The organism is Sporomusaceae bacterium ACPt, assembly GCA_041428575.1.
Lineage (GTDB): Bacteria > Bacillota > Negativicutes > Sporomusales > Sporomusaceae > Sporomusa_D > Sporomusa_D carbonis.
The window spans coordinates 2,639,438-2,662,948 of record CP155570.1 but is presented as its reverse complement, the minus strand read 5'-3'; the positions used below and the strand labels follow the sequence as shown (position 1 = coordinate 2,662,948).

Below are 23,511 nucleotides of genomic sequence, written 5' to 3'. Positions count from 1 at the left end.
AATCTCCTACCCCGGTGTTTTTCAGGGTAGGAGTGATAGCGACGTGGCAATCTCCTTCTTTTTAAGGAGTTGAGGACAATCATGATCATCTTTCCGGCGATTGACATTCGGGGCGGGCGGTGTGTGCGCCTGACCGAAGGCCGCTTTGATAAGGAAACAGTGTTTGCCGACAACCCTGCCGATATGGCGCTTAAGTGGGCCACTGCCGGTGCTCAGTACCTGCATGTCGTCGATTTGGACGGCGCGCTGGCCGGTAAACCGGTCAATCTGGAAGTAGTCAGGACTATTGTCAGGACGGTGACCGTTCCGGTGCAATTGGGCGGCGGTATCCGGACACTTGACAGTATTGCACAAGTGCTTGACAGCGGTGTAAGCCGGGTAATCTTGGGTTCGGTTGCCGTGCGCAATCCCGAATTGGTGCGCGACGCCTGCCGCCGGTTTGGTGACCGCATAGTTGTGGGGATTGATGCCCGGGACGGGCAGGCGGCAGTTGACGGCTGGGAGGTCGCCGGCGGTGTTGGCGCTGAGGAATTGGCCAGGAAAATGGCGGCTGCCGGGGTGGCCCGTATTATTTACACCGATATTTCGCGGGATGGCACGCTCCAGGGTGTTAATGTCGCCGCGACCGCCGCGCTGGCCAAGGCAGCCGGTATTCCGGTTATTGCCTCAGGCGGCGTCAAGAGTCTTGAGGATATTACCGCGTTGAGAACGGCCAATAAAGAGGGCGGTATTGAAGGAGTAATTGTCGGTAAAGCCATTTATACCGGCGCGGTCGATTTAGCAGCGGCCATTCGCCTGGCCGGGGAGGGGGCAGCTTAAAATGTATACCAAGCGAATCATTCCCTGCCTGGATGTTAAAGACGGGCGGGTGGTAAAAGGCACTAATTTTGTTGGCTTGCGCGATGCCGGCGACCCGGTCGAACTAGCCAAGGTTTACGACGTCAAGCTTGCTGACGAACTGGTTTTCTTGGATATTACCGCTTCGTCGGACGAACGGAAGACCATGGTGGACGTAGTGGAACGTACGGCCGCTGAAGTGTTCATACCCTTTACCGTGGGGGGCGGCATCCGTACTGTTGACGATATCCGGACCATGCTTAAAGCCGGCGCCGATAAAGTGTCGTTGAATACGGCGGCAATCAAAAATCCTGAGCTATTGGCCGAAGGCGCCAAACGGTTTGGCCGTCAGTGTATTGTCCTGGCCGTAGATGCCCGGCAAACCGGAACCGATAAATGGGAAGTATATATAAACGGCGGCCGCACACCGACAGGAATTGATGTTTTAGAGTGGGTCAAACGCGGCACAGACCTCGGCGCCGGGGAAATCCTTCTCACCAGCATGGATAAGGACGGCACCAAGGACGGGTACGATATTCCGCTTACCAGGGCAGTATCGGAGGCTGTTGATGTCCCGGTCATTGCTTCCGGCGGAGCCGGTGAGCTGGAGCATTTCTATGAGGTGCTGACGGCCGGTAAAGCCGATGCCGTGCTGGCCGCGTCAGTGTTTCACTACGGCCGGTTTACCGTCGGCCAGGTCAAAGAATATCTTAAAGCCCGCGGGGTAGAGGTGAGATTATGAGTTTAGCTAATATAAAATATGACGCCAGCGGCTTAGTACCGGCTATCGTTCAAGATGAGGCCTCAGGTACAGTACTCATGCTGGCCTATATGAATGCTGAAGCGCTGGCGAAAACGCTGGAAACAGGAGTAACCTGGTTTTACAGCCGGAGCCGCCGGGCGCTGTGGCAAAAAGGGGAAACTTCCGGCCATGTGCAAGCTGTTAAGGAAATATATTATGACTGTGATGCCGATGCTGTTTTAGTTAAGGTCAACCAGACCGGCGCCGCCTGCCATGAAGGGACTTTTTCCTGCTTTAGCCGCAGGCTGGATGCCGATGCCGGGCAGGCCGAAAAACTGGTTGATCCGGATAAGGTCTATGCGCGGCCGTTGTCAGGAATTCTGCACGAACTTTATCATGTCATCAACGATCGTAAACACAACCCCAAAGAAGGCTCATACACCAGCTATCTATTTGAAAAAGGTCAGGACAAGATTCTCAAAAAAGTTGGCGAAGAAGCGGCTGAAACCATTATTGCATCCAAGAACAACAGCAAGGACGAGATTTTATATGAAATGGCCGATCTTTGGTATCACTGCCTGGTGCTGTTGGCCAATCATGATATAACGCCAAGTGAATTGCTGGGCGAACTGAAAAAACGCCGCAAGTAAAATAAAAAACGCTGCATCCTCCGGGTTGTCAGGAATGTAGCGTTTTTTTGTGGCCATTTTTGACAGGTTTTACTTGACCGCCTATTCGCTATAACTGCTTTAGGGGGCATTTTTATTGCTATTGCCAGTTTATTTCTGATATCTTTATGTCACATCATGAAATGAAATGTTATATTCATGAGATAACCTTATGCATAGAAGCCGGCATAGGTCAGCGGGAGCTCATTATTTAATCCTTTGGAAAAGAGAAATTGGTGAATATCCAGTCCCGTTGCCCGGAAAGCGGCGGCGCATCCTTTTAGATAAAGCTCCCACATACGGACAAACCGTTCACCAAATTTTTCGCGGACAGCGTCCGTGTGTTTAGCAAAATTTACATACCATCGGTCCAGGGTCATGGCATAATGCATACGCAGACTTTCAGCATGGAGCAGATGAAAATCATAATCAGGAGTTTGCTGGAAGATTTCACCGAGAGTCGGTATATAACCGCCGGGGAATATATAAGTTTTCATCCAGGTGTTCTCTTTTTCTTCATCAATATCTGTGATGGTGTGGAGCAGAAATAAGCCGCCAGAGAGTAATAGCTGACTCACTTTAGCTAAATATTTGGGAATATTCCCTTTGCCAACATGCTCGAACATGCCGACGCTGACAATTTTATCGAATTGGTATTTCGTTTCATCCAGATCAAGGTAGCTCATAAGCTTCACGGTGACTTGACCGGCCAGACCAAGCTCAGCGATGCGTTCTTGCGTCTTCCGGTATTGCTCTTCACTTAACGTGATTCCCGTTGCTTTCACATTATAAGTCTGTGCGGCTTTTATAATCAGCCAGCCCCAGCCGCTGCCGATATCCAACAGGGTTTCGCCAGGCTGAAGGTTGAGTTTTTTTAACGTGTGGTCTATTTTTTGCAGCTGGGCTTGCTGCAAGGAGTCTTCAGGATGTTTGAAGTAAGCGCAGGAATAACTCATGGTTTCATCAAGCCATAAAGCGAAAAAATCATTGCCAAGGTCATAGTGATGCTGAATGTTGTGTTTGTCCTGGGCTTTATCGCTCGTACCGCTGATTGCTTTTAACGCTTTGGTAACTGCATTTCCCTTAGAGAAAAATGAATGATTGTCAGATAGAAGCAACAGTATGTCTTCCAGGCGGCCTTCATAATCTATGACTCCGTCCATATACGCTTCACCTAAGGCCATTGTCGGATCGTCGAGATTGAACATTGACGAGGGGCACCGGTTGAAAATCAGCTTTACTGTGGGTGCTGTGTCGCCGTAGTCTGCTTCTTCACCATCCCAATACCGTACTCTGAGGCCGCCATGTTGAATTTTTCCCAACAGGCCCTTGAGAATTTGCTTTTGCAAAAGTGGCATTCCACCAACTTTCATACGTATCACCACCTAAAATTATTAATTATTTACTTTATATTCCTCCTTAAGGGAAATTTTGTCAAGTGTTATATTTGTTTAATAATCAACAAAGATACAGGTATTTATCCTATATGAAATCCAATAAAGATTTTTTTCTAGGCGTGTTGTTAGTAACGCTCCACCGCCGGCGCTTGACTTACGCTTATACTAACAACACGCCTGTAAATCTTTATTGGATACTATATAAATACAGCTGTCCCGTGCGCGGGCAGCTATTTTTTTCAGGAAACCGCCAAATTTCTATTTTTCGTTTATTGCCGACTATGTACAAAAAGGAACTTGTATGAATAGTGAAAAAATATTGACAGAATTGCCAGGTTTCTGTACTCTATATATAGATGTATATACAATTAACATCGATCTTTTGGATTACTACCGTATGTGTCACGTAATGCTGCTTATAAAAGAGGTGCAAAAGTATGAATGAGCCGGATCAAATGTATAATTTGTTTGAGCCGTTCGTTGATGAAGGACTTTCTCTGTTGAGAAAAGCTGTTCTTGTTCCTGAGTATCCTACAGTAGACAATCATTATTCTCTGCAGGAAATGATCTGGCAGGCCCTAAGTGCACAAGGCATGGCGGCATCCATTGCCTCCAGCTCCGAAATCTTGAATGACCCTAAGACCTTGCGGCGACTCAGTGAACTGATGGAGATAAAGCCTGAGGTTATGACGATTACTCTGTTTGGTAATCAGGTTATAGCAGTAGAGGCAGGCAATACAGCTAATGAGTTGTTTGGGGTGGCCTTTGACATAGGCACTACTACTGTGGTAGGAATGCTGGTTGATATAAACACCAAAAAAGTGATTGCGGTTTGCTCGAAAACTAACCCGCAAGTATCGCTTGGCGCAGATGTCATTTCCCGGATTCAAGCCACCCACGAACTACTCGGAGGATTGGAGGGCCTGTCCCAACTCATTCGCCAGTGCCTGAACCGGATCCTTGAGGAACTTTGTGCTGCAGCCGGAATATCCCCAAACTATATTTATGCCACGACTGTCGCGGGTAATGCCACCATGGTCCACTTATTTTTAGAAATTTCGCCGTCAACTTTAGTACGTAAACCCTACACAGCCCTATTTAAACACATGGCGCCGTTATGTCCTGCAGAAGTTGAGTTAGCCGTTAACCCTGCCGGAAAGGTAGTGGTGTTGCCTAATATCGCAAGTTTTATTGGTTCTGATACGACAGCAGCCGTTCTGGCTGTTGATCAGGATGTTTCGACTGTGCCCATGCTTTTAGTGGATTTAGGGACAAACTGTGAAATGGTTTTAACCGATGGTGATAAACTTTATGCGTGCTCCACCGCGGCCGGCCCTGCTTTTGAAGGCGCGCATATACGGGACGGTATGCGGGCCGCTGCCGGCGCTATTACCGGTGTTACCATTACTGACGATGTTCAGGTCGAGGTAATTGGGGACACTAAGCCTACCGGTATATGCGGATCAGGTATAGTAAAGGCGATTGCCGAACTTATCAAAGCCGGAATAGTAGGACCCGCCGGGCGCATTAATCGGTCAACTGCGCAAATGTTACCCCCGAATTTGGAACGGAGATTAAAGAGGAAGGACAACCAGTGGGAATTTGTCTTAGTCGAAGCCAAAGACAGCGCCACCGGTGCAGATATTTCTGTTACTCAGGCTGACATTCGGCAAATTCAACTGGTAAAGTCATCAATTTGCACAGGGATTCAATTTTTACTGGACCGGACGCCTATCCAAAAAGAATTGCAGGTTTGTCTCGCCGGCGCGTTTGGAAATGATTTCGATGTTGACAGTGCTATTATCATCGGCATGCTTCCTGGTTTTAAGCGGGATTCGATACGCCCGGTAGGCAATGCCGCCGGCACGGGTGCGATCAAGGCCCTGCTATTTGCGGATAAATTACAGCGGTGTAATTGCATTGCCGACAAAGTTGACTATGTGGAACTGGCAGCTCAACCTAATTTCCAAAATAAGTTTTTAGCAAATTTATCTTTTCCAGTGGTAAAGAGAGACTTAGCTTCAGGCGGGGTTTTTACCCCATCTGAAGTTTAGTCGAACTTATCGAGGGACTTAGCCGCTCTTAACTCCCGCTTATAGAAGGTGGGAGTCTTAGAGCGGCTTGGTCATCGGATAAAATAACTTAATTTTCTAGGAGAGGGGAATAACGGATGGTTGATTATGACGGATTAATACAGGATGCGCTGGCCTTAAAGGCAGATCATGCTGCCATTGCCGAGGTATCTAAAATCAAATTTGTTGAAGATTTTAGAAAAGCCTGTGAGCAAAATACGTGCAGGAAGTACAATACAAATTGGATGTGCCCTCCGGCTGTCGGACCTATTGATGAGTTAAAAGCCAGGGCTTGTCAATACAAACAGGGACTGTTGTTTCAGACAGTGCACCAGATAGCCAGTTCCTTTGACTTAAAAGGTATGACGGCCGCAGGGCAAGTTCATAAAAAAGTCTTCCGGGAGATTTTGGATACTGTTAAAAACAAATACAATTTGCAGGATATCCTTCCCTTAAGCGCCGGCGCTTGTGAAGTTTGCCCGAAATGCGCGTATTTGGACGGTGAAAAATGCAGGTTTCCGGATGAAGCCTTTGCTTCTGTGGAGGCCTACGGAATTGATGTGATTAATCTGGAAAAAACCTGTGGAATTCCGTATTACAATGGGAAAAATACTGTTTCCTATGTAGGGCTTATTTTGTTTAACATTGATGATTAAGCAGGCAGGCAAAAGCCGAGGTGTAAAACTCTTTATAAAAGTTGAAAGAAACAAAATTAATTGAATATTAGATAAAAAACTATTGACAAGCAATCTTGATTCTATGTATTATTTATATAGATGTATATACATCAGCAAATGAGGCTGTAGCTATGCTATGAGGAGGTTTAGGATGTTAATAATCGGGGAACTCATTAACACTAGCCGAAAAGCTATTCGGGAAGCGGTAGAAGCGAGAAATGCCGAGTACATACAGGAGGTCGCCAAGCAGCAGGCGGCAGCAGGCGCTAATTACCTGGATGTAAACTGCGGCACCATGATCGGCCAGGAAATTGAATGCATGAAATGGCTTGTTGAAACAGTGCAGGAGGTTACCGATTTACCTTTATGCATTGACAGTCCTGATGAGGGGGCGCTGCGGGCCGGGCTAAGCCTGGCAAAAAACGGTCAACCGATGATTAATTCAATTACCGCTGAAGAGAAGCGGTATAATGCCGTTATTCCTTTGGTTAAAGAGTACAAAGCGAAAATTGTTGCTTTATGCATTGAAGATGCCGGTATGCCTGAGACGGCTGAAGACAGACTGCGGATTGCGACCAATTTGGTGCAAGCGATGGAAAAAGAAGGTATTGCGCAAGACGACATATATCTTGATCCGCTCATCAAGCCGCTGAGCACCAACGATAAATATGGCAAATCAGTGTTGGATGCAATTATGTTAATTAAAAAGCAGTTTCCCGCCGTACACTTGACTTGCGGTTTGAGCAACATATCCTATGGACTTCCCAACCGGGCGGTACTTAACCGGTTGTTCGTGGTTCAGACTATGACTGCGGGCATGGACGGATATATTTTGAATCCTACCGACAAGGCAATGATGGGAATTGTGTACGCATCTATGGCCTTGCTGGGACAAGACAGATACTGCAGTAAATATCTGAAAGCGCACAGAAAAGGACTTTATGAATAAAATTTTGGACGTATCCATGTAAAGAATATTGATATAGTATTACCCAAGGTAATAATATTATAAATTTTTAGGAGGAATTGGAATGGCGAAGATTGATCTTGTCAAAGCGGTAGCGGAGTTGGAAGAAGATTTAGTATTGGCCGGGGTTAAAGAGCAGTGTGCTGAAGGCGTGCCGGCTCTGGAAATCCTGGGTCAACTCCAGCAAGGAATGGAACAGGTCGGAAAACTCTATGAAGCTGGGGACTATTATTTGTCAGAACTTATTATGTCGGCCGAAGTTTTTTCAAATGCCGCAGCTCTTTTAGGCTCAGCCCTTACCGGTGACGGCGGGTCAAAAGCGGTAGGGACTATGGTTTTAGGAACAGTTAAAGATGATATCCATGATATCGGTAAGAATATTGTTTCTACAATCTTAAGTTGTAACGGGTTTAAAGTAGTGGATGTAGGTGTGGATGTGCCTATTGAGACTTTCGTAGAAGCTGTCAAGACTCATAAACCGCAGGTTGTTGGCTTGTGCTGCTTGTTGACCACTGCTTTTGATGTAATGAAAGAAACTGTGGCAGCTGTCAAAGCGGCTGATCCGTCGGCAACAGTATTGGTTGGCGGCGGCCCGGTCGATGAAAACGTTGCCAAATATTGCGGCGCCGACGGTTATTGTAAAAATGCCTATGATGCCGTTGAGTTATCGAAAAAGGCTGCAGGAATAAACTAATATAAAAACACATGGGCAAAACAGTTTCATGATTTTCGTGAAGCTGTTTTTGCCCCTGTTATTATAATTTCATCTATTATATAATTGAATTATATTAATACTGAAATTTTTTATGATAACAATTAAGTAAGCCGGTATATAACGCTTTGACCGCGGACAGGGAAAAGGTGGAGTGCGGATGAGTGAGACGATTGGGATTCATAGGCTAATGATCGAAGGCCGGGAACAATATATTGAGTGTTCGGGGAATCAGACTCTGTTGCAAGCCCTCATCCATGGCGGCATTTTTTTGGAGGCAAACTGCGGCGGCAGAGGAACTTGCGGTAAATGCAAGGTACAAGTTCTTGAGGGGCAGGTTGCGGGTGCCGGCAGGGCTGAAGCTAAACCAAAACCAGGGACTAATGATACGTATTTGGCATGTCAGGTCTATCCCCAAGGGGATGTTGTGCTTCGGTTACCGCAATCAAAAGTAAGCGCCAAAGGATCCATTACTGAAATCTTACCTGATGATGGTCCATCAATTTTAAGAAAGATTGTTCTTACCCCTGAGTATCCTACTGTAAACACTCATTATTCTATGCAGGAAATGGTTAAGCGAGTTTGTCCTAACAGTAACGTTTTAAAAGAAAAAGGAGTATTGCGCCAGCTTGCCGCTGCGGTAGATGCAAGCCCGGATTGTTTAACGGCTACCCTGTTTGATGATGAGATTATTGCAGTGGAAGCCGGCAACACGGTAAACGCGTTATTTGGCGCGGCATTTGATATTGGCACTACTACAGTAGTGGGGATGCTGGTAGACATTAATGAACGAAAGATAGTTGCCGTATGTTCGGAAACTAATCCGCAGGCCGCTTATGGCGCAGATGTCATTTCCCGCATTCAGGCCGCCGTTGATATGCCCGGCGGACTGGAAGCCCAGTCTCAGGTAATCCGGCAATGTCTCAACCGGATTATCAATGAATTGTGCAATGTTTCCGGAGTGTCCCCGGACCACATCTATGCTGCAACCATAGCGGGCAATTCCACCATGTCTCATTTACTTCTGGGAATTTCACCGGCTGCCTTAGTACGTAAGCCTTATGCGCCGGTATTTAAAGATGTTGCCCCCTTTTGTCCGGAAGACATTGGGCTCGGTATTAATAAATGCGGCAAGATAATCATTTTACCCAATATAGCCAGTTTTATCGGTTCGGATACAACCGCTGCCGTGTTGGCCATTGATCAGAACCTTTTGTCAACTCCCATGATTTTGGTTGATTTAGGAACAAACGGGGAAATGGTTTTAAGTGACGGCAATAAACTTTATGCATGCTCGACAGCGGCTGGTCCCGCCTTTGAAGGCTCGCACATCCGGGATGGCATGCGCGCTACGGCCGGTGCTATTTCGCATGTGACCATCACAGACGATGTCCGGATTGAAGTTATTGGTAATGTCAAGCCTGCCGGCATATGTGGTTCCGGGATGGTTATGGCGGTTGCCGAACTGGTGAAAGCCGGAATTATTGGCCCAACCGGACGCTTCAATAAAGCAAGCGCACTACCGCCAAATCTGGGACAACGGCTAAAACAAGCGGGCAATCAGTGGGAGTTTGTCCTGGCTGAAGGCAAAGACAGCGCCACCGGCGCAGACATTTCTGTTACCCAGGCTGACATACGGCAAATACAACTGGTCAAATCCTCTATCTGTACAGGTATTCAATTTTTACTTGAGCAGACGCGGTCAGTCTCTCAATTTGATGTTTGTCTTGCGGGCGCGTTTGGCAATTATATTGATATTGACAGTGCATTGACGATTGGTATGTTTCCGGACTTTAGCAGAGAGAATATCCGTTCGGTAGGTAATGCCGCAGGTGCGGGAGCCGTTCATGCGTTGTTATCCGCAGAAAAGTTACGGCGGTGCAGCCGCATCGCCAATGATGTTGAGTATTTGGAATTAGCTGCCCAACCCAGTTTTCAAAACAAGTTTTTAGGAAATTTATCATTCCCCGGGGTGATCAGATGAAAAACCGGCAAAGTATGATACCTGTGTATTATCGCTTGGCTGAAGATATTAAGCAGCAAATTGAATCAGGTGAACTAAAGCATGGTGATTTGATTCCTACCGAGGGACAGTTATGTGAGATGTATGGAATAAGCCGTATGACTGTTAGGCAGGGACTCAGCCTGTTAGCCGAAGCAGGGCTAATTGAAACAATTAAAGGCAAAGGGAGTTTTGTCACCTGCCCTAAATTAAACCAATTGGTAATTGATTTGAAAACCAGCCAGGCTACCGGTGGCGAGCCATTGCGGTATCAGCTTCTAGGGGTAAAACTGATTCGGGGTGACCATGATTTTGCCAGGGAATTAGGGTGTGCCGAGTCCAAGGTAATTACCGTGAAGCGACTTATTTACAAAGGCGACCAGCCAGTTGCCATTGAAGATAAGTATCTGCCTTATCTGAAAGGAAAGCCGCTATTGGAAAATCAAATGGATTATGCTGATTTTCCCGAATTCGTAGCCAAACATCAAGAAAGCGTACCTGTCCGCAATGATATGGTAATTTCGGTAGATACTTTGTCTGAAGAACAGTACAAATTATTAGAGGCCGAACAGGGTATGCCGGCTCTCGTAATAAAACAAGTTATTTACTCTAGGGATGACAAACCGCTGGGGATTTCGATAATGGTTTGTCATAAAGACCGGTTTCAACTAACGGCAACCTCTTATCCACTTTCAGGAAGGTTGTGAGATTGTGCTGAAACTTCAAAAGATGCTTGTTGGTGCAATGGCCAGGCTTGATGAAGCCATGGTAATTAATTTAGTTAAACAAGGTCTGAAAATGGGGATTAACCCGTATGTACTGCTTGAGGAAATAAGAACCGGTACGAAAAAAGTCGGGGAACTGTACAATAAGGGAGAGTATTTTTTATCAGACCTTATTGTAGCTTCAGAGATATTTAAGGATGTCGTCGCCATAGTTATGCAAGACGGGGTCGCTAAAGTCAGTTATCCGTTTCCCCCGATTATTTTCGGTACGGTAGAAGAAGATATACACGATATTGGCAAAAGTATTACCATTGGCATTCTAAGTTACAGCGGTTTTGAAGTCTGCGATTTGGGAGTGGACGTGCCCGCAACTGCGTTTGTGGATGCTGTGAAACAATTTGATAGCAGAATTATTTGTCTGACAGGACTTATCACCCAATCGTACGATTCTATGAAAAAAACCGTCCAATTACTGGAGGAAGCGGGGCTGCGTCAACAGACGATTGTAATTATCGGGGGCTTGGTCAATGAGACTGTACGTAAGTATACCGGAGCCGACTATTGGTCTACTGATTGCGCCCAGGTTGTAGAGTTGTGCAGACATATTTTATTTAGTACCAACGAAGTGAAAGCAGAGACTGTCTAGGAAAGTGGTGGCTGGATTGCGTACGGTAATTTTGGCGTGTCAAACACTCCAGGATGAACTAAGGCTGGCAATTAAAGAGACGGGTATAGATTATCCCGTCTACTATATTGAATCAGGATTGCATAATGATCCGGAATCTCTGCGCAAGAGGATTCAGGAAGAACTCGACCGGATTGAGAATGTGGATGTGGTCTTACTGGTCTTTGGGTATTGCGGGAATAGTATGCTCGGTGTTAAATCAAGACAGGCAAAACTGGTTATTCCCAAAATAGATGATTGCATTCCGTTATTGTTAGGCTCCGCTGAAGCGAGAAAAAAGATCTCCAAGGAAATGGGAACATATTTCTTAACCAAGGGATGGCTGGATTACGAGAATAACTTGCTGCGTGAATATGAGCGTTGCATTGCGCGTTACGGGCAACAACGGGCTTTAAAGGTTATGAAAATCATGCTGGGAAATTATAAGCGGTTTATGGTTATCGATACCGGTGCCTATCCGGTAGACACTGTGCTGCCGAGGACACAAGATTTTGCGGAGAAACTTAACCTGCGCCACGAGGTCGCCACCGGTTCGCTGCGCTTGTTACACAAGCTGCTGCAGGGGCCATGGGATGATGAATTCTTCGTTCTTGAACCTGGTCAAGAGATTACTATGAACGACATCTGTGACGGTGACAACGACCTGTCCGGATCAGACCAGCTGCTGGTCGGATTGGACAGGTAACAAGAGAGGGATATTATGCGCATTTTACTTTTCGGCGGATTTTTAGGTTCGGGTAAAACAACAACTATTTTGCAGGTAGCAAAGTATATAACAGAAACCCGGAAAGAAACAGTGGCTATTATCGAAAATGAAATTGGTGAAGCAGGTATTGACGATCAGCTTATGGCAGATAGTGGTTTACAAGTTAAACCGCTGTTTGGCGGCTGTGTATGCTGCCAAATTACCAGTGACCTGATAAGTGCCGTTGGCGAAATCCATAAAACGATAAACCCGGACTGGCTGGTAATTGAGATGACCGGTCTGGCCATTCCCGGTAATATCGCCAAGCTTATTAATGAGTATTGTGCTTATTACACTGGCTTTAAGACGATAACAGTTGTCGATATTGGACGTTGGCTGGAACTGAAGGAGGTCTTGGGGCCATTAGTAACATCGCAGGTAGAGAAGACTGACCTTGTTATTGTGAATAAGGTGGACTTGGCTGGTTCGGACCAAAATGAGGTTATTGACGATATTCGGACGATAACCGGTGCGGCGATTATGTTGGCTAGTGCAGCTGATAAACTGCCTCAGACAGTGCTGGAGGAGGTTATTCGGTGAACGATGCAACAATTTTCAGCAAGTATTATCAAGTTGTCTTTAATGAGCCGGCGACCAAAACGGAAATTGAGGCCATCTTAAAAAAAATTCTGGATTTAATAGGCCGGCCGCTGTCTCGTAATGGAATTATTTTAGGCCATATTAAATTATTAGCCAAGTTAAATAGTGAGGAAGAATTTCTGTTTTTGTCGCTTACCAGGCTGGACAGAATTGATGTGAAAGCATCAGCCCAGTGGAGTTGCGCAGATACCCGGGGAATTGACAGTATTAGATTAAATGTCAATGTCCTGGTGTTTGGACATAGTATGAGCGATATAGTAGAAGTGGTGAACAAGGCGTCGCAAGAATTCTTAAGTGGAGGTCTTGAAATAAAACCAGTCGTTAACCGTCCCAAGGTCAGGAAAAATTTAAAAACAATGAAGGCTTTGAAATTGAAGCACTCTACTGCCGAAAAGTGATGGAAAAATTTTCTTAAGAAGTATTTTTGGGTAAAAGAAGAACTACTTTCAGTAAGGAATAGTGGTTCTTTTTTACTTTATCCCCTGTGGTTATGCGGCCCTATTGTAAGCGTCAAAGCAAAACCACCTATCAATAAAAAACCACCTGATGTACGATATGATAAAACATCAGATGGCTGTTGGAACCGTTATGCTTTTTTATTAGGCATTTTACAGCTTACAGGAATTTCTTCAGCCCACGGAAGTAGTTTTTCAATACAGAGCGTATCCTGCAGTTGGATTTGCCTAAAGGCATATTCCAGATAAGCTTGTGGATTTAATCCGTTTTCTATGGCCGTTTGGATTATGCTGTAAACAGCGGCGGACGATTTTGCGCCACCAGGCGTATTGCAAAACAGCCAGTTTTTTCGTCCAATCACAAAAGGCTTGATAGATCGCTCCGCACGATTATTCGATATTTCGATGCGGCCATCGGCCAAATAGGCTGTCAGATACTTTTTTTGATTTTGGGCATAGGTAAGCGCCTTGCCCAGTAGACTTTGCGGCAAGGTATCAGCCCAACAAGCTTCTATCCATTTATAAAACTCTTCGATAATTGGTTTAGCTTCTTTTTGCCTTAGTTCATGCCGTTCTTCCGGCGTCATGTGCTCGGCCTTTTTTTCAACGTCGAAAAGCTTATTGCAATAGGCAAGACCTATCGCTTCTTTACTATCCGGCTGTTTAGCCGCAGGGCCGACCAAGGCTTCATTGAATTTTCTCCGAACATGTGCCCAACAGCCGCACAAGGTTACACCGGCTTCTTCTACCTTGTGATAGCCATGCCAACCATCGGTCTGAAGATAGCCGGAAAACCCTGCAAGGTACGCCTTGGCAAATTGCCCGCTGCGCCCTTCCTGGTAGTCATAGAGCACAACCGGATGATCCGTATCCCCGGACGTTCGATATAACCACATATAGGAATCTGTCTGTGCCGGTCTGCCGGGTTCACACAACACTTCCAGAGTAGTTTCATCGGCGTGCAACAGATCCCTTGAAAGCAACTCTTTTTTTAGGGCTGCTAACAAAGGCTCCAAAAGTGCGACACCTTTAATAACCCAGTTGGACAGGTTTTGGCGGGAAAGCGTTACGCCAAGCCGCTTAAATTCCTGCTCCTGCCGATACAGCGGCATAGCATTGACGAATTTTTGGCTCATGATATAGGCCATAAGCTCGGCGGATACCATGCTCTTAGGCAGCAACGCTTTCGGCGCGTTAGCCGTGATGATCGGCGTCTCTATATTGTTTTTCTCGCAATTTCGGCAACCGTATACATAGTTTACGTGCTCGATAACCTTGACCTTTGCCGGAACAATCGTCAATTCCTTACGTACTTCCTTGCTCATAACATGCAGCTCTTCACCGCAAGCAGGGCAGGTCTGTTCACCTTCTGGCAGAGTATATTCAATCACTTCTACCGGCAAGTCCTTTATGTTTTCTCCGCGTTTACCCTTTTTGCGCTGATAACTGATGGTTTCCACGTCCGGCTCCACAGCAATCGGTTGGCGCTCAGCTTCCGCCTCATTGAAGAGGTTTAACTGTTCCTGGTCATCGCGTTTACTTTTTTCCGAAGAAGCGCCAAACTTTTTTTGGCGAAGCAGCTTCAACTGCTCCATATACCACTTGTTGAGCGCTTCCAATTCCTGAACGCGTTTCTTTAATTCCGCATTTTCTTCTTCAAGCTGTGCCTGTGTTTGCAAGAAAAAATCCTCATTTCCGATACCATTTTCTTATCTTCTATTATACCGGAAAATGAGGCAAAAAGCCAGTAAAATCAATACTTTAGCGGCTTTTTAAAACTTGCGTGCGACGCAGTTTTTGTTCGATGCCCGGGCTTTGAATCAGGTTCCACAGTTCTTCTGTGGTAAGCGCCATGGTGGCGTCGTCAAGTGTCGGCCATTTGAAACGGCCTCGTTCCAAGCGCTTTAAATGCAGCCAAAAGCCGTTGTCTTCCCAAGTTAAAATCTTTATTCGATTGCGTTGTTTGTTGCAAAAGACGAACAGTGCTTTTTGAAACGGATCCAACTTAAAACTATGCTGCACCAATGCGCTTAAGCCATTAATGGATTTACGCATATCGGTGTCCCCGCAGGCTAAAAAGACTGGTGTATGTTCCGATAGTTTCAGCATACTTCCACCAGTACGCCAAGCACCGTTGCCAAGAGTTTTTTATCTGTTTTAGTATCTACGGCAATTTTGCATTTGCCGATTTGTATTTCGAGGCTGGCTGATCGTTCTGGCGCAGCCTGGATGACAGGAATCCAGTTTTGTACCGGTTGCGGCTGGTCCTGCTTTTTTCGTGCTGCAGCCATCTCTGCAATGTGCTCAGGCCAATAGCATTTTCCTGGCACCATTCTTTTTTGCTTAGGCCACTGGCTTTATATGCTGCTATCAGCGCTGCTTTTTCGACAGCACAGTAGGCCTTACGCTTGCTTGTTATTGTATTTTCCATACAGCTTATCCCTCCTGAGATCATTATCCCAGGATTGAAGCATATACGCTATGTGGGGATACTTTTACGCTTACGCCCTATTTAGGGAAATTGGCAGATGAACATGGCCGGAAAAAATAATGCTTTTTGGTGCCGGTTTTTTTGGCACTGCCTGGGTTACGCGTCCATGTTCGCTATTGGCGGGCTTATTGTTGTTTTGGGAATTCTTTTGTTTGTTATAGGAACAAAGATATGAATACTTCCAGGCGCCCGCAGGATAGGTCGATAGGTATTCTGTAGTCGTTATGTTGAGTAAAATTAGTATTTGGCTCAATTGTCTGTGGCTGCAAATCAAGTTCGCAGCCTTTATCAGAGAGATTGATGAGAAAAATACCATTATGCAAATTCAGAAATTCAGCTACACTGTCTTTGGCAAATTCATCAACCTGGGTTAAATCTTCCTGGCTAAAACGGCTGGCAACGCCAACCAATGTAGCATCACTCAAAACTAAGCCGCTACAAAGAGTGATATCACCAATGGCTTGCTGGGTAATAAGCCAGCCTTCCGTTTTTTTGGTAATCGGTAAAGGCCAAGAGAGTACCGGACGTTCATTGAGAAACCGGACAATATTTTTTAACAAGAGAGTTACATAATCATAGTACAAACTACCTGATTCACCTTCAGGGAATTTGAGAAATAAGCGGACAATTTGATCAATATCCGCCCGTTGCAACGCCTGGAATTGCTCTTCAGATAAGCGGGTTTCCTGTTTGAACTTTTCAAGAGCCGCTTCCAGTTGATTCAGGGTAAGATAACCTTTATCAATAATGGCCTGGCTTAAGCTTAGATGGCGACTGGCCTGCTGACCCAGAAGGCTGTCAAGCTCCGGTTGAGTAAGAAAACCTTTATCTATCGCGATTTCTCCGAAGCGGCGGTCCATTGTCCGCTGGAGTTCATGGACTTCTTCGACTTGAGCGGCTGTCATGAGTCCGGCGTTAATAGCCAACACGCCCAATTTTACCCGGACAGACTGTTCGTAGGCCAATAAATCACAAAGCTGACTGGCGGTGATAATTCCTTTATTAAAAAGATACTGACCGAAATATTGAGTAAACATTGCTTGCTCCTTTATTATTCAGAATAGCCAACGGCTTTGGCAATCTGTTCTTTATTGTACGGTTTTTGGATGAAATCGGCTGCGCCGTTTTTCAGCGCTTCCAGTAGCTTAGCTGATGTGCCTGTTGATGACAACATGACTACCTTGGCGCCCTGGTCAATTTCTTTAATACGTTTAAGTGCTTCCAAGCCGTCTAATTCAGGCATAACAATATCCATAAAAACTGTGTCAGGCTTATGGGTTTTAAACAATTCCACACATTCGGTGCCGTTTTTGGCTTCATAAACCTGGCAGCGCATTGCCTCAAGCATGTCGCGGAGTTTTTTGCGAACAAGCATAGAATCGTCACAAATTAATATTTTGGGAGTACAAGCATCCACCGTGAAAAGCTCCTTCCATCATAATTTATTTGTTATATTCTTGGCATTTTTAGCAAATCCTTTCAGATTATTCTAATTTAACAAATTTTTTACATATGATCTAATACTATGCATTATGGGAAAATGGCTTAATTTAATTATAAAATGCAGGTTTTTGTGGGCAAAATAGAGAAATATGGTAATATAACTTTTGATAAGCTTAGTTGTGAAAGGGGTTATTTTAATGGCCAAAGACTGTTCTTTTGATATTGTGTCAGAAGTGGACATGCAGGAAATGGATAATGCCGTAAATCAAACTACCAAAGAAATAGGGCAGCGCTATGATTTCAAAGGCAGCAAAGCGGAAATGGTTTTGGACAAGGATTCTTTAAAACTATCAGCGGAAGATGATTATAAACTTGGCGCCATGCTTGATATTCTGAGAACAAAAATGGTCAAGCGAAATGTTTCCTTAAAGTGTTTGGACGTTGGCAAAATTGAGCCTGCTGCCGGGGGAACTGTAAAACAAACCATTGCTATTAAAAAAGGTATCAGCAAGGAAAAAGGCAAAGAAGTAGTAAGTTATATCAAAGAATTAAAGCTTAAAGTCCAGGCGCAAATTATGGATGACCAAGTGCGGGTGTCAGGCGCCAAAAAGGACGATTTGCAGACAGTAATTCAAAAACTCAAGGACAAAGATTTTGGCATAGACTTGCAATTCATTAATTTCCGTTCGTAAAAAATGAGAGCCGCTAACTTTAACAGGTTAGTGGCTTTTCGTTTTCTATGCTACCGCAGGATTATCATCCAAAATGTTGAAAGCTTTAGTCAGGCGGGTCCGGTCAAAAGCTGCTTTTACGATGCCATGTAGGCCGTGGATAATAATATCGCCGCCATTTTGTAGCGTTCGTTTCTGAATATTAACCAGCATGCCCAACCCGGTTGAATTAATATCGGTTACATTAGAAAAGTCAACTTTAAAATTGTAATAACCGTTCTCTATGTACTTCAACATGGTTTCTCTGACTTGAGCAGCAATTTTTCCTTGAAGGTTACCGGCCAAGTTTACGATAACTTGGCTATCGACGACAATAAATTCCTGATTGTTCACTTCTTATTCCTCCTAAACTTAACAATTTTACTTTATTTGCCTTTACTTTATTTGCCGGTGTGGAAATATTCAATGGCAACTTTCAAGTCTGTAGCCATTTTATTGGTTTCCGCAGAATTAACGGCAAGCGAATCCATGACTGTTGAAGTTTGTTTGGTAGCGCTGGAAACTTCTTTGGCCCGCTGGGCTGTATTTTCGATTACTGTGGCAAGAGAGTCAATTAAGTCAATAATCCGGTCCGATTGGGTAACTTCCTCATCGGTAATTGACAATACAGACTCAATATCAGTTACCGTGCTGTTTATTGCTGAAAAAATATTCTCCAGCGCCTGGTGGGCCTGATTAGCGCTTGCCACACCTTCCTCAACTTCAACCCTGCTGCTGCGCATGGCCTGGACAGCGGCGGCGGTGCTTGCGGTTACTTTTTGAATGAGGGCTGACACTTCTGTCGCCCCTTGGGTAGATTGCTCAGCCAGCTTTTTTACTTCTTTGGCAACTACGGCGAAGCCGCGTCCGGCTTCACCGGCCCGGGCCGCTTCGATAGCAGCATTGAGGGACAAGAGGTTTGTTTGTGAAGCGATGTTGGTAATGGTTCCGGTTATGGCACCAATCTGAGCAATATAGCTGTTAAGCGTGGCAATGATTTCCTCAGTTTCAACTGTTTTTTCCCTGATATTACTCATACAGGCAACAGTGTTGGCTACTGTCTGGCGTCCGTCAACTGCAGTATTAAGGGTTGATTTTGAGTTAGTGGCTGCCGACATGGCTTCCTGTTTGGCAATATCAATCAGTGACGACAGCTCTAACAGCGACTTGGAAACTTCAACAACCGACCCGGTGCCGATTTCAGCGTCACCGGCAAGTTCGCAACTGCTGCCTGCGACGTCGGCAGCAGTTGCCGATACCTGTTCAACCGAGACAGCTGTTTCTTGTGAGGCGGCTACTACCTGCTCAGCTGACGCCGATACTGTTTGCACCAGGGAACGCAAGTTTACCACCATGGAGTTTATGGCTGTGCCTAATCGGCCGAGTTCATCCCGGGAAGTGACGTCAATCTTGGCTATGGCCAGATTTCCTGCGGCAACTTCCTCGACACACGTAACCATATTGCTGATTTCCCACAGGGTTAGCTTTAAGATAAACAGCGCCAGGCCAACGGCAATACTTAATCCGGTCACAATCAGGGTGGTAAATACCATGATCAACGTATTGTAGCGGTTATCGGCATTTTGATATTCGCTTTTGGCCAGTTCAAGTTGCAGGTCAAGAAGTTCGGAAAGTTTACCGGATATCGGCTCAATACTTGAATAGAGTTCTTCAATCATAAAAGCGGCTAATGCTTTTTTATCCTCTTTTGTCATTATGTCAACTGCTTTGGCAATCGCACCGTCAGCCATACCAAACAGTCCGTCAATCTGAGCGACCATATGTTCTTCTTCAGGCGTTAATTGTAAGGTTTTGTATGTTGCCCACTGATTTTTGATGGTTTTCAGGCCTTCATTAAGCCTGTCGCGGCCCAACGCCCACGCCAAAGTTCCGTTGTTTACTTTATGGGTGGTATCAATGATATTTACCGTAAATGAATCAGACATTATCTTAAGTTCGCGTAATGAAACAATGCGGTGGGCATACATATCTTTAAGCGCATCATTTGAAGTTCTTATACTTTGCAAACCGACGATGCCGACGATAATAGACACGAGCGACAGGATTGCCACAACAAACAGCAGTTTAGCTTTGAGGTTAAGCTGGTAAAACAAGTGCCCAAATTTGTTGAGATTCATGTTTATGCTGTACTCCTTCTTTGAGATGGATTTTATATATAGGAATTTTCCCTATTGTATTTAAAATGTTAGTCTTTGGTAATCAATTATCCTCCATCGGTATATTAAGATAGCGTTAATTCTATGTTAAGTATATTTAACGGCATGGCCAAGATTGAAGTAGACATTATTAATGTTATAACTATATAATTGAGTTATGAAAAGTTGCTAATTTTTGAACAATGAGTGTGAAAAAGATAAATTGAACAATTAGGGCAAAGAATACAGCAGAAAACGGACAAGGAGAAAATATTATGGCCAAAAAGAACGGTAATTTCAAGTGGCTACTGGCGCTGGGGATTATTCTGGCAGCCGTTATCTATTATCAACAGGAAAAACCCCTTGAAAAGCCGCCCGTGCCACCCGCCCCCGGCTATACTCAGGAGAAGACAGGGGCCGGCGTAGTGCTTGATTTTACGGAAACATCTACCAAGATTCACACCGCCGTAGATAACGGTCTGGCAAATGTCCGATTAGCGCCGAAAGAAACAAAAGAAACCCGCCGGGAAGTTCCCCGGCAGGGAGTGGAAGGGCTTATTCGCTGGCATACCCGCAGCATGTTGCTGGTTATGCCGGAAACGATGACTTCCGAAACTCTGGAACAGTCGCTGACACCGCTTATTGGCAAAGCAGGCGGTAAAATACTCGGCACTGAACCTGATAATTATAACGGATCGCAGGTAGTACGCGTTGATATCGGGATTACCGATACTTTGGCCGGTGAACCGCTAACATTAGTGACTGACCGGCTGTTTATTGCTAAAAAACAAGGTGTGTTGCCTGCAACCTCCAAAACTTATGGTCATCAGGCCGATATGGCGATAATCATTGACGATTTTGGCTATAACCGGGAACCTATTGCCGGATATGTTAATATGGGCCGGCCAATAACCTTCTCTGTATTGCCGTACCGTCAGTACAGCAATGAAGCTGCATCCCAGGCCTTAAGCGCCGGCCACCTGGTTATGCTGCACTTGCCGTTAGAACCGTTGTCAGCTGCTGAAGAAATGGAGCCGACAGTAATTACCGTTGGTATGAGTGATGAAGAAATAAAGCAGACTGTGGCTAAGGCCATTGCCGCCGTACCGGGGGTTAAAGGCGTTAACAACCATCAGGGTTCTAAGGCAACGGCTGACCGCCGGGTGATGAAAGATGTGCTCAGTGTTATTAAGTCTCATAATTTATTTTTCATTGACAGCCGTACCAGCGGCCGCTCGGTAGCTGCTGAGATGTCACGGCAAATGGGACTGAGGACCGGTGAAAATGAACTGTTTTTGGACAACAGCTCTGATGTTGAACTTATAAAAAAACAACTGCGAAAAGCAGTTGATACGGCTATCAAAAATGGCAGTGTAACAGTTATCGGCCATTCCCGGCCTAATACAGTGATTGCCATACGTGAGATGATTCCCGAGATTGAGGCGGCCGGTGTAAGGCTGGTATATGCCGATCAATTGCTCAGATAGGTGAATAGCGAGCGAGAAGTTTGGATTCCAATTAAGTAATTTGCAATAGGGATAAGACGATTTCCAGTGTAATGAGGATGATTACGGCCAACTCCATAAGCTCGGATCTGCTGGTGACTACCTCCTCGGTAAGTAAATTATAGCTACGCTGAATGACTTCCACCCGTTGGTCGATGCTGGCTGTCCAGTCGTGGATGCGCAAGATGCGCAGGTATGTTGTGTACACTCTGGCATAAAAAACATCCTCTGTTACGCGAAGCGAGTTTTCAATTTCACTGGTTATGGAAGTTATATCAGCCATTAATTCAAGGAGTTGCCGCCTGATACGGCGATACTCGCCCAGTCGGCGGTAGATGGCCCTCTGTTCAGCTTCAGCAATGGCGTCATACATTTTATCAATTTCTTGGTTTAACAGGTGATCATAGTAACGTAATATAAGAAACTGGGAGTTGGCAAACTCCAACAAGTCGGGAATATCCGGACTGCCGGTAGGTTCGTAGACAATGGCTTTGTCCCAGCCCAGGATGGTAAAATCGCTGGCGTACGAAAAGCGGTTGGCCAATGTTTCCCGCCTTGTCTCGGGACTTACCGGCTCTTTTTCGCCAAGTAGCAGCGGTACGGCGTCCCAGCCCTGCCGCCATTCCCGAAAGTAGTAAATCACCAGGTCCTCTTCAACTACCGGGGCGCGTTCACCGTTGACAGCCGGACGGATGGCTGCCAGCACGGCCTCAAGCGTACTGAGAAATATGCTTTCCGGGATATGGTCGATGGCCGATGCCAGGTCAATTAAATCCTGATAGGCAAACTCAGGTGGCAGATTAATGCGAATGATAATACTGATTACACCCAGTTCGTAAATTCTTGCCCGAAGCTCAGCGGGAAAAATTTTGGCGCCGACAGGAATTTGTTGTGGTGTGAGCAGCACTGTTACCGGCGGGTCTTTAAAAACTATGGCCTTGGGAGATACGCGGGTCAACCGGAGCCTGGACACATGGCTGCCGGTGGCCAGTAATGTCTCGGCTTTAGCCAGTTCGATTGAATTGGCGGTATCGAACAGGCGGTATATCAGAATTGATGTTTGCATCATGCAGCTCCTTACGCAAAAGTAACATGAATAGTATGAGCAAAAAACCCCCGGGCTAACAGCTTGGGGGTTTTTTGTCCGGCCGCCAAAAAGCATCATGTTTGGCTTTAAGTTCATCTCGGGGCAGTTCGCCCGGCCATAGCTCGATTGGTTTGCCGCCACGCATTGCCGCTGCCAGGTGGGAATAGAAATCCGGGTCAACTTGTTCAAGGGCGGCAATCCGGTCTTTAATTTCCTGGCGTTTGGTTTTGCCATTCATGGGGCAGGGGCTGGCCAGCGGCGTTAAGCCATGCAGGGCAACCGTTTCCCGGATTTCCCTTTCTCTGAAATAAACAAGTGGGCGAATAACAGTAAGGTTTGTACGGCTCAAATAGGTTACCGGGGTAAAAGTTTTCAAGTGGCCGGCATACAACAAGCCCATATAGAAGGTTTCCACTGCATCATCATGATGGTGGGCCAGAGCCACTTTATTATAACCATGCTGTTTGGCAAAGCCGTTTACCGCACCGCGGCGGAAAAACGCGCAGGTAAAGCAGGGGTCTTTACCGTGATTATTATCAATAATTCCGGCAATGTTTGCTTTTTCGGTAGCAAAAGGAATGCCAAGCCTTGTGCAAAACTCAACCAGCGGCGCCGGGTCAAAGTCATCGGTAAACATGGGGTCAAGGGTAAAAGCGCCGAGTTCAAACTTTAACGGCGCGATATCTTTGAGGACAGCCAGTGCGTAAGTCAAGAACAGGCTGTCTTTGCCTCCGGACAGACCGACAAGCACTTTGTCGCCGTCTTTGAGCATATCAAATTCGATAATCGCCCTGACAACCCGGCTGAAGTACGGCTGGGGCAGGTGTTTGTTCAT

25 protein-coding genes are annotated in these 23,511 nt (G+C 45.7%); 15 read left to right on the top strand and 10 right to left on the bottom strand.

Annotated features, from left to right (window positions below; translation table 11 throughout):
* Positions 1–81 precede the first annotated feature (81 nt).
* Genes hisA through hisIE form a run of 3 tightly spaced genes read left to right on the top strand, consistent with a single transcriptional unit; the run spans position 82 to position 2,229 of the window.
* Complete coding sequence (gene hisA, locus SCACP_RS13805) at positions 82–819, top strand: 1-(5-phosphoribosyl)-5-[(5-phosphoribosylamino)methylideneamino]imidazole-4-carboxamide isomerase (RefSeq protein ID WP_425058072.1); 738 nt, start codon at positions 82–84, stop codon at positions 817–819.
* 1 nt (position 820) lies between these two features.
* On the top strand, positions 821–1,579 hold the full coding sequence (hisF, locus tag SCACP_RS13800) for an imidazole glycerol phosphate synthase subunit HisF (protein ID WP_425058071.1): 759 nt from the start codon (positions 821–823) through the stop codon (positions 1,577–1,579).
* Positions 1,576–2,229 carry a bifunctional phosphoribosyl-AMP cyclohydrolase/phosphoribosyl-ATP diphosphatase HisIE gene (hisIE, locus tag SCACP_RS13795; RefSeq protein WP_425058070.1) on the top strand — a complete coding sequence of 218 codons (654 nt, stop codon included), beginning with the start codon at positions 1,576–1,578 and terminating at the stop codon, positions 2,227–2,229. The genes hisF and hisIE overlap by 4 nt, the downstream gene beginning before the upstream one ends.
* A 188-nt stretch (positions 2,230–2,417) precedes the next feature.
* Here the strand turns inward: hisIE and SCACP_RS13790 are convergent, their stop codons facing one another.
* On the bottom strand, positions 2,418–3,620 hold the full coding sequence (locus SCACP_RS13790) for a class I SAM-dependent methyltransferase (protein ID WP_425058069.1): 1,203 nt from the start codon (positions 3,618–3,620) through the stop codon (positions 2,418–2,420).
* Between the two features lie 461 nt (positions 3,621–4,081).
* Here SCACP_RS13790 and SCACP_RS13785 point away from each other — a divergent pair, with 461 nt between their 5' ends.
* The 10 genes from SCACP_RS13785 to SCACP_RS13740 all read left to right on the top strand — a co-directional run bounded on the left by SCACP_RS13785 (position 4,082) and on the right by SCACP_RS13740 (position 13,227).
* On the top strand, positions 4,082–5,698 hold the full coding sequence (locus SCACP_RS13785; protein ID WP_425058068.1) for an ASKHA domain-containing protein: 1,617 nt from the start codon (positions 4,082–4,084) through the stop codon (positions 5,696–5,698).
* A gap of 116 nt (positions 5,699–5,814) precedes the next feature.
* Positions 5,815–6,372 (top strand): DUF2284 domain-containing protein, encoded by a 558-nt coding sequence (locus SCACP_RS13780; protein WP_425058067.1) that lies wholly within the window; start codon positions 5,815–5,817, stop codon positions 6,370–6,372.
* A 172-nt stretch (positions 6,373–6,544) separates the two neighbouring features.
* A complete protein-coding gene (locus SCACP_RS13775; RefSeq protein ID WP_425058066.1) occupies positions 6,545–7,342 on the top strand; it encodes a methyltetrahydrofolate cobalamin methyltransferase in 798 nt (265 codons plus the stop codon).
* A gap of 82 nt (positions 7,343–7,424) precedes the next feature.
* Positions 7,425–8,054, top strand: coding sequence for a cobalamin B12-binding domain-containing protein (locus tag SCACP_RS13770; protein ID WP_425058065.1), 630 nt, complete (start codon positions 7,425–7,427; stop codon positions 8,052–8,054).
* Between the two features lie 178 nt (positions 8,055–8,232).
* On the top strand, positions 8,233–10,056 hold the full coding sequence (locus SCACP_RS13765) for an ASKHA domain-containing protein (RefSeq protein ID WP_425058064.1): 1,824 nt from the start codon (positions 8,233–8,235) through the stop codon (positions 10,054–10,056).
* Positions 10,053–10,781: a GntR family transcriptional regulator gene (locus SCACP_RS13760; RefSeq protein WP_425058063.1), complete on the top strand. Its 729-nt coding sequence runs from the start codon at positions 10,053–10,055 to the stop codon at positions 10,779–10,781. Before SCACP_RS13765 ends, SCACP_RS13760 begins: the two co-directional genes overlap by 4 nt.
* A 4-nt stretch (positions 10,782–10,785) precedes the next feature.
* On the top strand, positions 10,786–11,445 hold the full coding sequence (locus SCACP_RS13755) for a cobalamin B12-binding domain-containing protein (RefSeq protein WP_425058062.1): 660 nt from the start codon (positions 10,786–10,788) through the stop codon (positions 11,443–11,445).
* Positions 11,446–11,461: 16 nt separating this feature from the next.
* Entirely contained in the window at positions 11,462–12,169 is a 708-nt protein-coding gene (locus SCACP_RS13750) for a DUF1638 domain-containing protein (RefSeq protein WP_425058061.1), read from the top strand.
* Positions 12,170–12,184: 15 nt separating this feature from the next.
* Complete coding sequence (locus SCACP_RS13745) at positions 12,185–12,769, top strand: GTP-binding protein (protein ID WP_425058060.1); 585 nt, start codon at positions 12,185–12,187, stop codon at positions 12,767–12,769.
* Positions 12,766–13,227 carry a hypothetical protein gene (locus SCACP_RS13740; protein WP_425058059.1) on the top strand — a complete coding sequence of 154 codons (462 nt, stop codon included), beginning with the start codon at positions 12,766–12,768 and terminating at the stop codon, positions 13,225–13,227. Before SCACP_RS13745 ends, SCACP_RS13740 begins: the two co-directional genes overlap by 4 nt.
* 188 nt (positions 13,228–13,415) lie before the next feature.
* Here the strand turns inward: SCACP_RS13740 and tnpC are convergent, their stop codons facing one another.
* The 5 genes from tnpC to SCACP_RS13715 all read right to left on the bottom strand — a co-directional run bounded on the left by tnpC (position 13,416) and on the right by SCACP_RS13715 (position 17,192).
* Positions 13,416–14,984 (bottom strand): IS66 family transposase, encoded by a 1,569-nt coding sequence (gene tnpC / locus SCACP_RS13735; RefSeq protein ID WP_425061408.1) that lies wholly within the window; start codon positions 14,982–14,984, stop codon positions 13,416–13,418.
* Positions 14,985–15,045: 61 nt separating this feature from the next.
* Entirely contained in the window at positions 15,046–15,393 is a 348-nt protein-coding gene (gene tnpB, locus SCACP_RS13730; protein ID WP_425057810.1) for an IS66 family insertion sequence element accessory protein TnpB, read from the bottom strand.
* 55 nt (positions 15,394–15,448) lie between these two features.
* Positions 15,449–15,715, bottom strand: a complete 267-nt coding sequence (gene tnpA, locus SCACP_RS13725; RefSeq protein ID WP_425057809.1) for an IS66 family insertion sequence element accessory protein TnpA — start codon at positions 15,713–15,715, stop codon at positions 15,449–15,451.
* A gap of 215 nt (positions 15,716–15,930) precedes the next feature.
* The gene (locus SCACP_RS13720) at positions 15,931–16,812 is read right to left on the bottom strand and encodes a hypothetical protein (RefSeq protein ID WP_425058058.1); all 882 of its coding nucleotides are present in this window, start codon (positions 16,810–16,812) and stop codon (positions 15,931–15,933) included.
* Positions 16,813–16,826: 14 nt separating this feature from the next.
* Positions 16,827–17,192 (bottom strand): response regulator, encoded by a 366-nt coding sequence (locus tag SCACP_RS13715; protein WP_425058057.1) that lies wholly within the window; start codon positions 17,190–17,192, stop codon positions 16,827–16,829.
* A 223-nt stretch (positions 17,193–17,415) separates the two neighbouring features.
* Between SCACP_RS13715 and SCACP_RS13710 the strand changes: the two genes are divergently transcribed.
* Entirely contained in the window at positions 17,416–17,910 is a 495-nt protein-coding gene (locus tag SCACP_RS13710; protein WP_425058056.1) for a YajQ family cyclic di-GMP-binding protein, read from the top strand.
* Positions 17,911–17,955: 45 nt separating this feature from the next.
* Here the strand turns inward: SCACP_RS13710 and SCACP_RS13705 are convergent, their stop codons facing one another.
* On the bottom strand, positions 17,956–18,282 hold the full coding sequence (locus SCACP_RS13705) for an STAS domain-containing protein (RefSeq protein ID WP_425058055.1): 327 nt from the start codon (positions 18,280–18,282) through the stop codon (positions 17,956–17,958).
* A 47-nt stretch (positions 18,283–18,329) separates the two neighbouring features.
* Positions 18,330–20,066: a methyl-accepting chemotaxis protein gene (locus tag SCACP_RS13700; RefSeq protein WP_425058054.1), complete on the bottom strand. Its 1,737-nt coding sequence runs from the start codon at positions 20,064–20,066 to the stop codon at positions 18,330–18,332.
* 293 nt (positions 20,067–20,359) lie between these two features.
* On the opposite strand from SCACP_RS13700, the gene SCACP_RS13695 reads away from it, so the two are divergent.
* Positions 20,360–21,571, top strand: a complete 1,212-nt coding sequence (locus SCACP_RS13695) for a divergent polysaccharide deacetylase family protein (protein WP_425058053.1) — start codon at positions 20,360–20,362, stop codon at positions 21,569–21,571.
* 31 nt (positions 21,572–21,602) lie between these two features.
* On the opposite strand, the gene SCACP_RS13690 is transcribed toward SCACP_RS13695, so the two are convergent.
* Positions 21,603–22,658: a hypothetical protein gene (locus SCACP_RS13690; RefSeq protein ID WP_425058052.1), complete on the bottom strand. Its 1,056-nt coding sequence runs from the start codon at positions 22,656–22,658 to the stop codon at positions 21,603–21,605.
* A gap of 52 nt (positions 22,659–22,710) precedes the next feature.
* Positions 22,711–23,511, bottom strand: a complete 801-nt coding sequence (locus tag SCACP_RS13685) for a tRNA 2-thiocytidine biosynthesis TtcA family protein (protein ID WP_425058051.1) — start codon at positions 23,509–23,511, stop codon at positions 22,711–22,713.

Coding starts and splice junctions, on each gene's coding strand:
- SCACP_RS13685 (WP_425058051.1), bottom strand. CDS start 23,511: ATGAACAAACACCTGCCCCAGCCGTACTTCAGCCGGGTTGTCAGGGCG.
- SCACP_RS13780 (WP_425058067.1), top strand. CDS start 5,815: ATGGTTGATTATGACGGATTAATACAGGATGCGCTGGCCTTAAAGGCA.
- SCACP_RS13775 (WP_425058066.1), top strand. CDS start 6,545: ATGTTAATAATCGGGGAACTCATTAACACTAGCCGAAAAGCTATTCGG.
- SCACP_RS13720 (WP_425058058.1), bottom strand. CDS start 16,812: ATGTTTACTCAATATTTCGGTCAGTATCTTTTTAATAAAGGAATTATC.
- SCACP_RS13710 (WP_425058056.1), top strand. CDS start 17,416: ATGGCCAAAGACTGTTCTTTTGATATTGTGTCAGAAGTGGACATGCAG.
- SCACP_RS13770 (WP_425058065.1), top strand. CDS start 7,425: ATGGCGAAGATTGATCTTGTCAAAGCGGTAGCGGAGTTGGAAGAAGAT.
- hisF (WP_425058071.1), top strand. CDS start 821: ATGTATACCAAGCGAATCATTCCCTGCCTGGATGTTAAAGACGGGCGG.
- SCACP_RS13695 (WP_425058053.1), top strand. CDS start 20,360: ATGGCCAAAAAGAACGGTAATTTCAAGTGGCTACTGGCGCTGGGGATT.
- tnpB (WP_425057810.1), bottom strand. CDS start 15,393: ATGCTGAAACTATCGGAACATACACCAGTCTTTTTAGCCTGCGGGGAC.
- tnpA (WP_425057809.1), bottom strand. CDS start 15,715: ATGGAAAATACAATAACAAGCAAGCGTAAGGCCTACTGTGCTGTCGAA.
- SCACP_RS13765 (WP_425058064.1), top strand. CDS start 8,233: ATGAGTGAGACGATTGGGATTCATAGGCTAATGATCGAAGGCCGGGAA.
- SCACP_RS13690 (WP_425058052.1), bottom strand. CDS start 22,658: ATGATGCAAACATCAATTCTGATATACCGCCTGTTCGATACCGCCAAT.
- hisA (WP_425058072.1), top strand. CDS start 82: ATGATCATCTTTCCGGCGATTGACATTCGGGGCGGGCGGTGTGTGCGC.
- SCACP_RS13700 (WP_425058054.1), bottom strand. CDS start 20,066: ATGAATCTCAACAAATTTGGGCACTTGTTTTACCAGCTTAACCTCAAA.
- SCACP_RS13785 (WP_425058068.1), top strand. CDS start 4,082: ATGAATGAGCCGGATCAAATGTATAATTTGTTTGAGCCGTTCGTTGAT.
- SCACP_RS13760 (WP_425058063.1), top strand. CDS start 10,053: ATGAAAAACCGGCAAAGTATGATACCTGTGTATTATCGCTTGGCTGAA.
- SCACP_RS13790 (WP_425058069.1), bottom strand. CDS start 3,620: ATGAAAGTTGGTGGAATGCCACTTTTGCAAAAGCAAATTCTCAAGGGC.
- hisIE (WP_425058070.1), top strand. CDS start 1,576: ATGAGTTTAGCTAATATAAAATATGACGCCAGCGGCTTAGTACCGGCT.
- SCACP_RS13745 (WP_425058060.1), top strand. CDS start 12,185: ATGCGCATTTTACTTTTCGGCGGATTTTTAGGTTCGGGTAAAACAACA.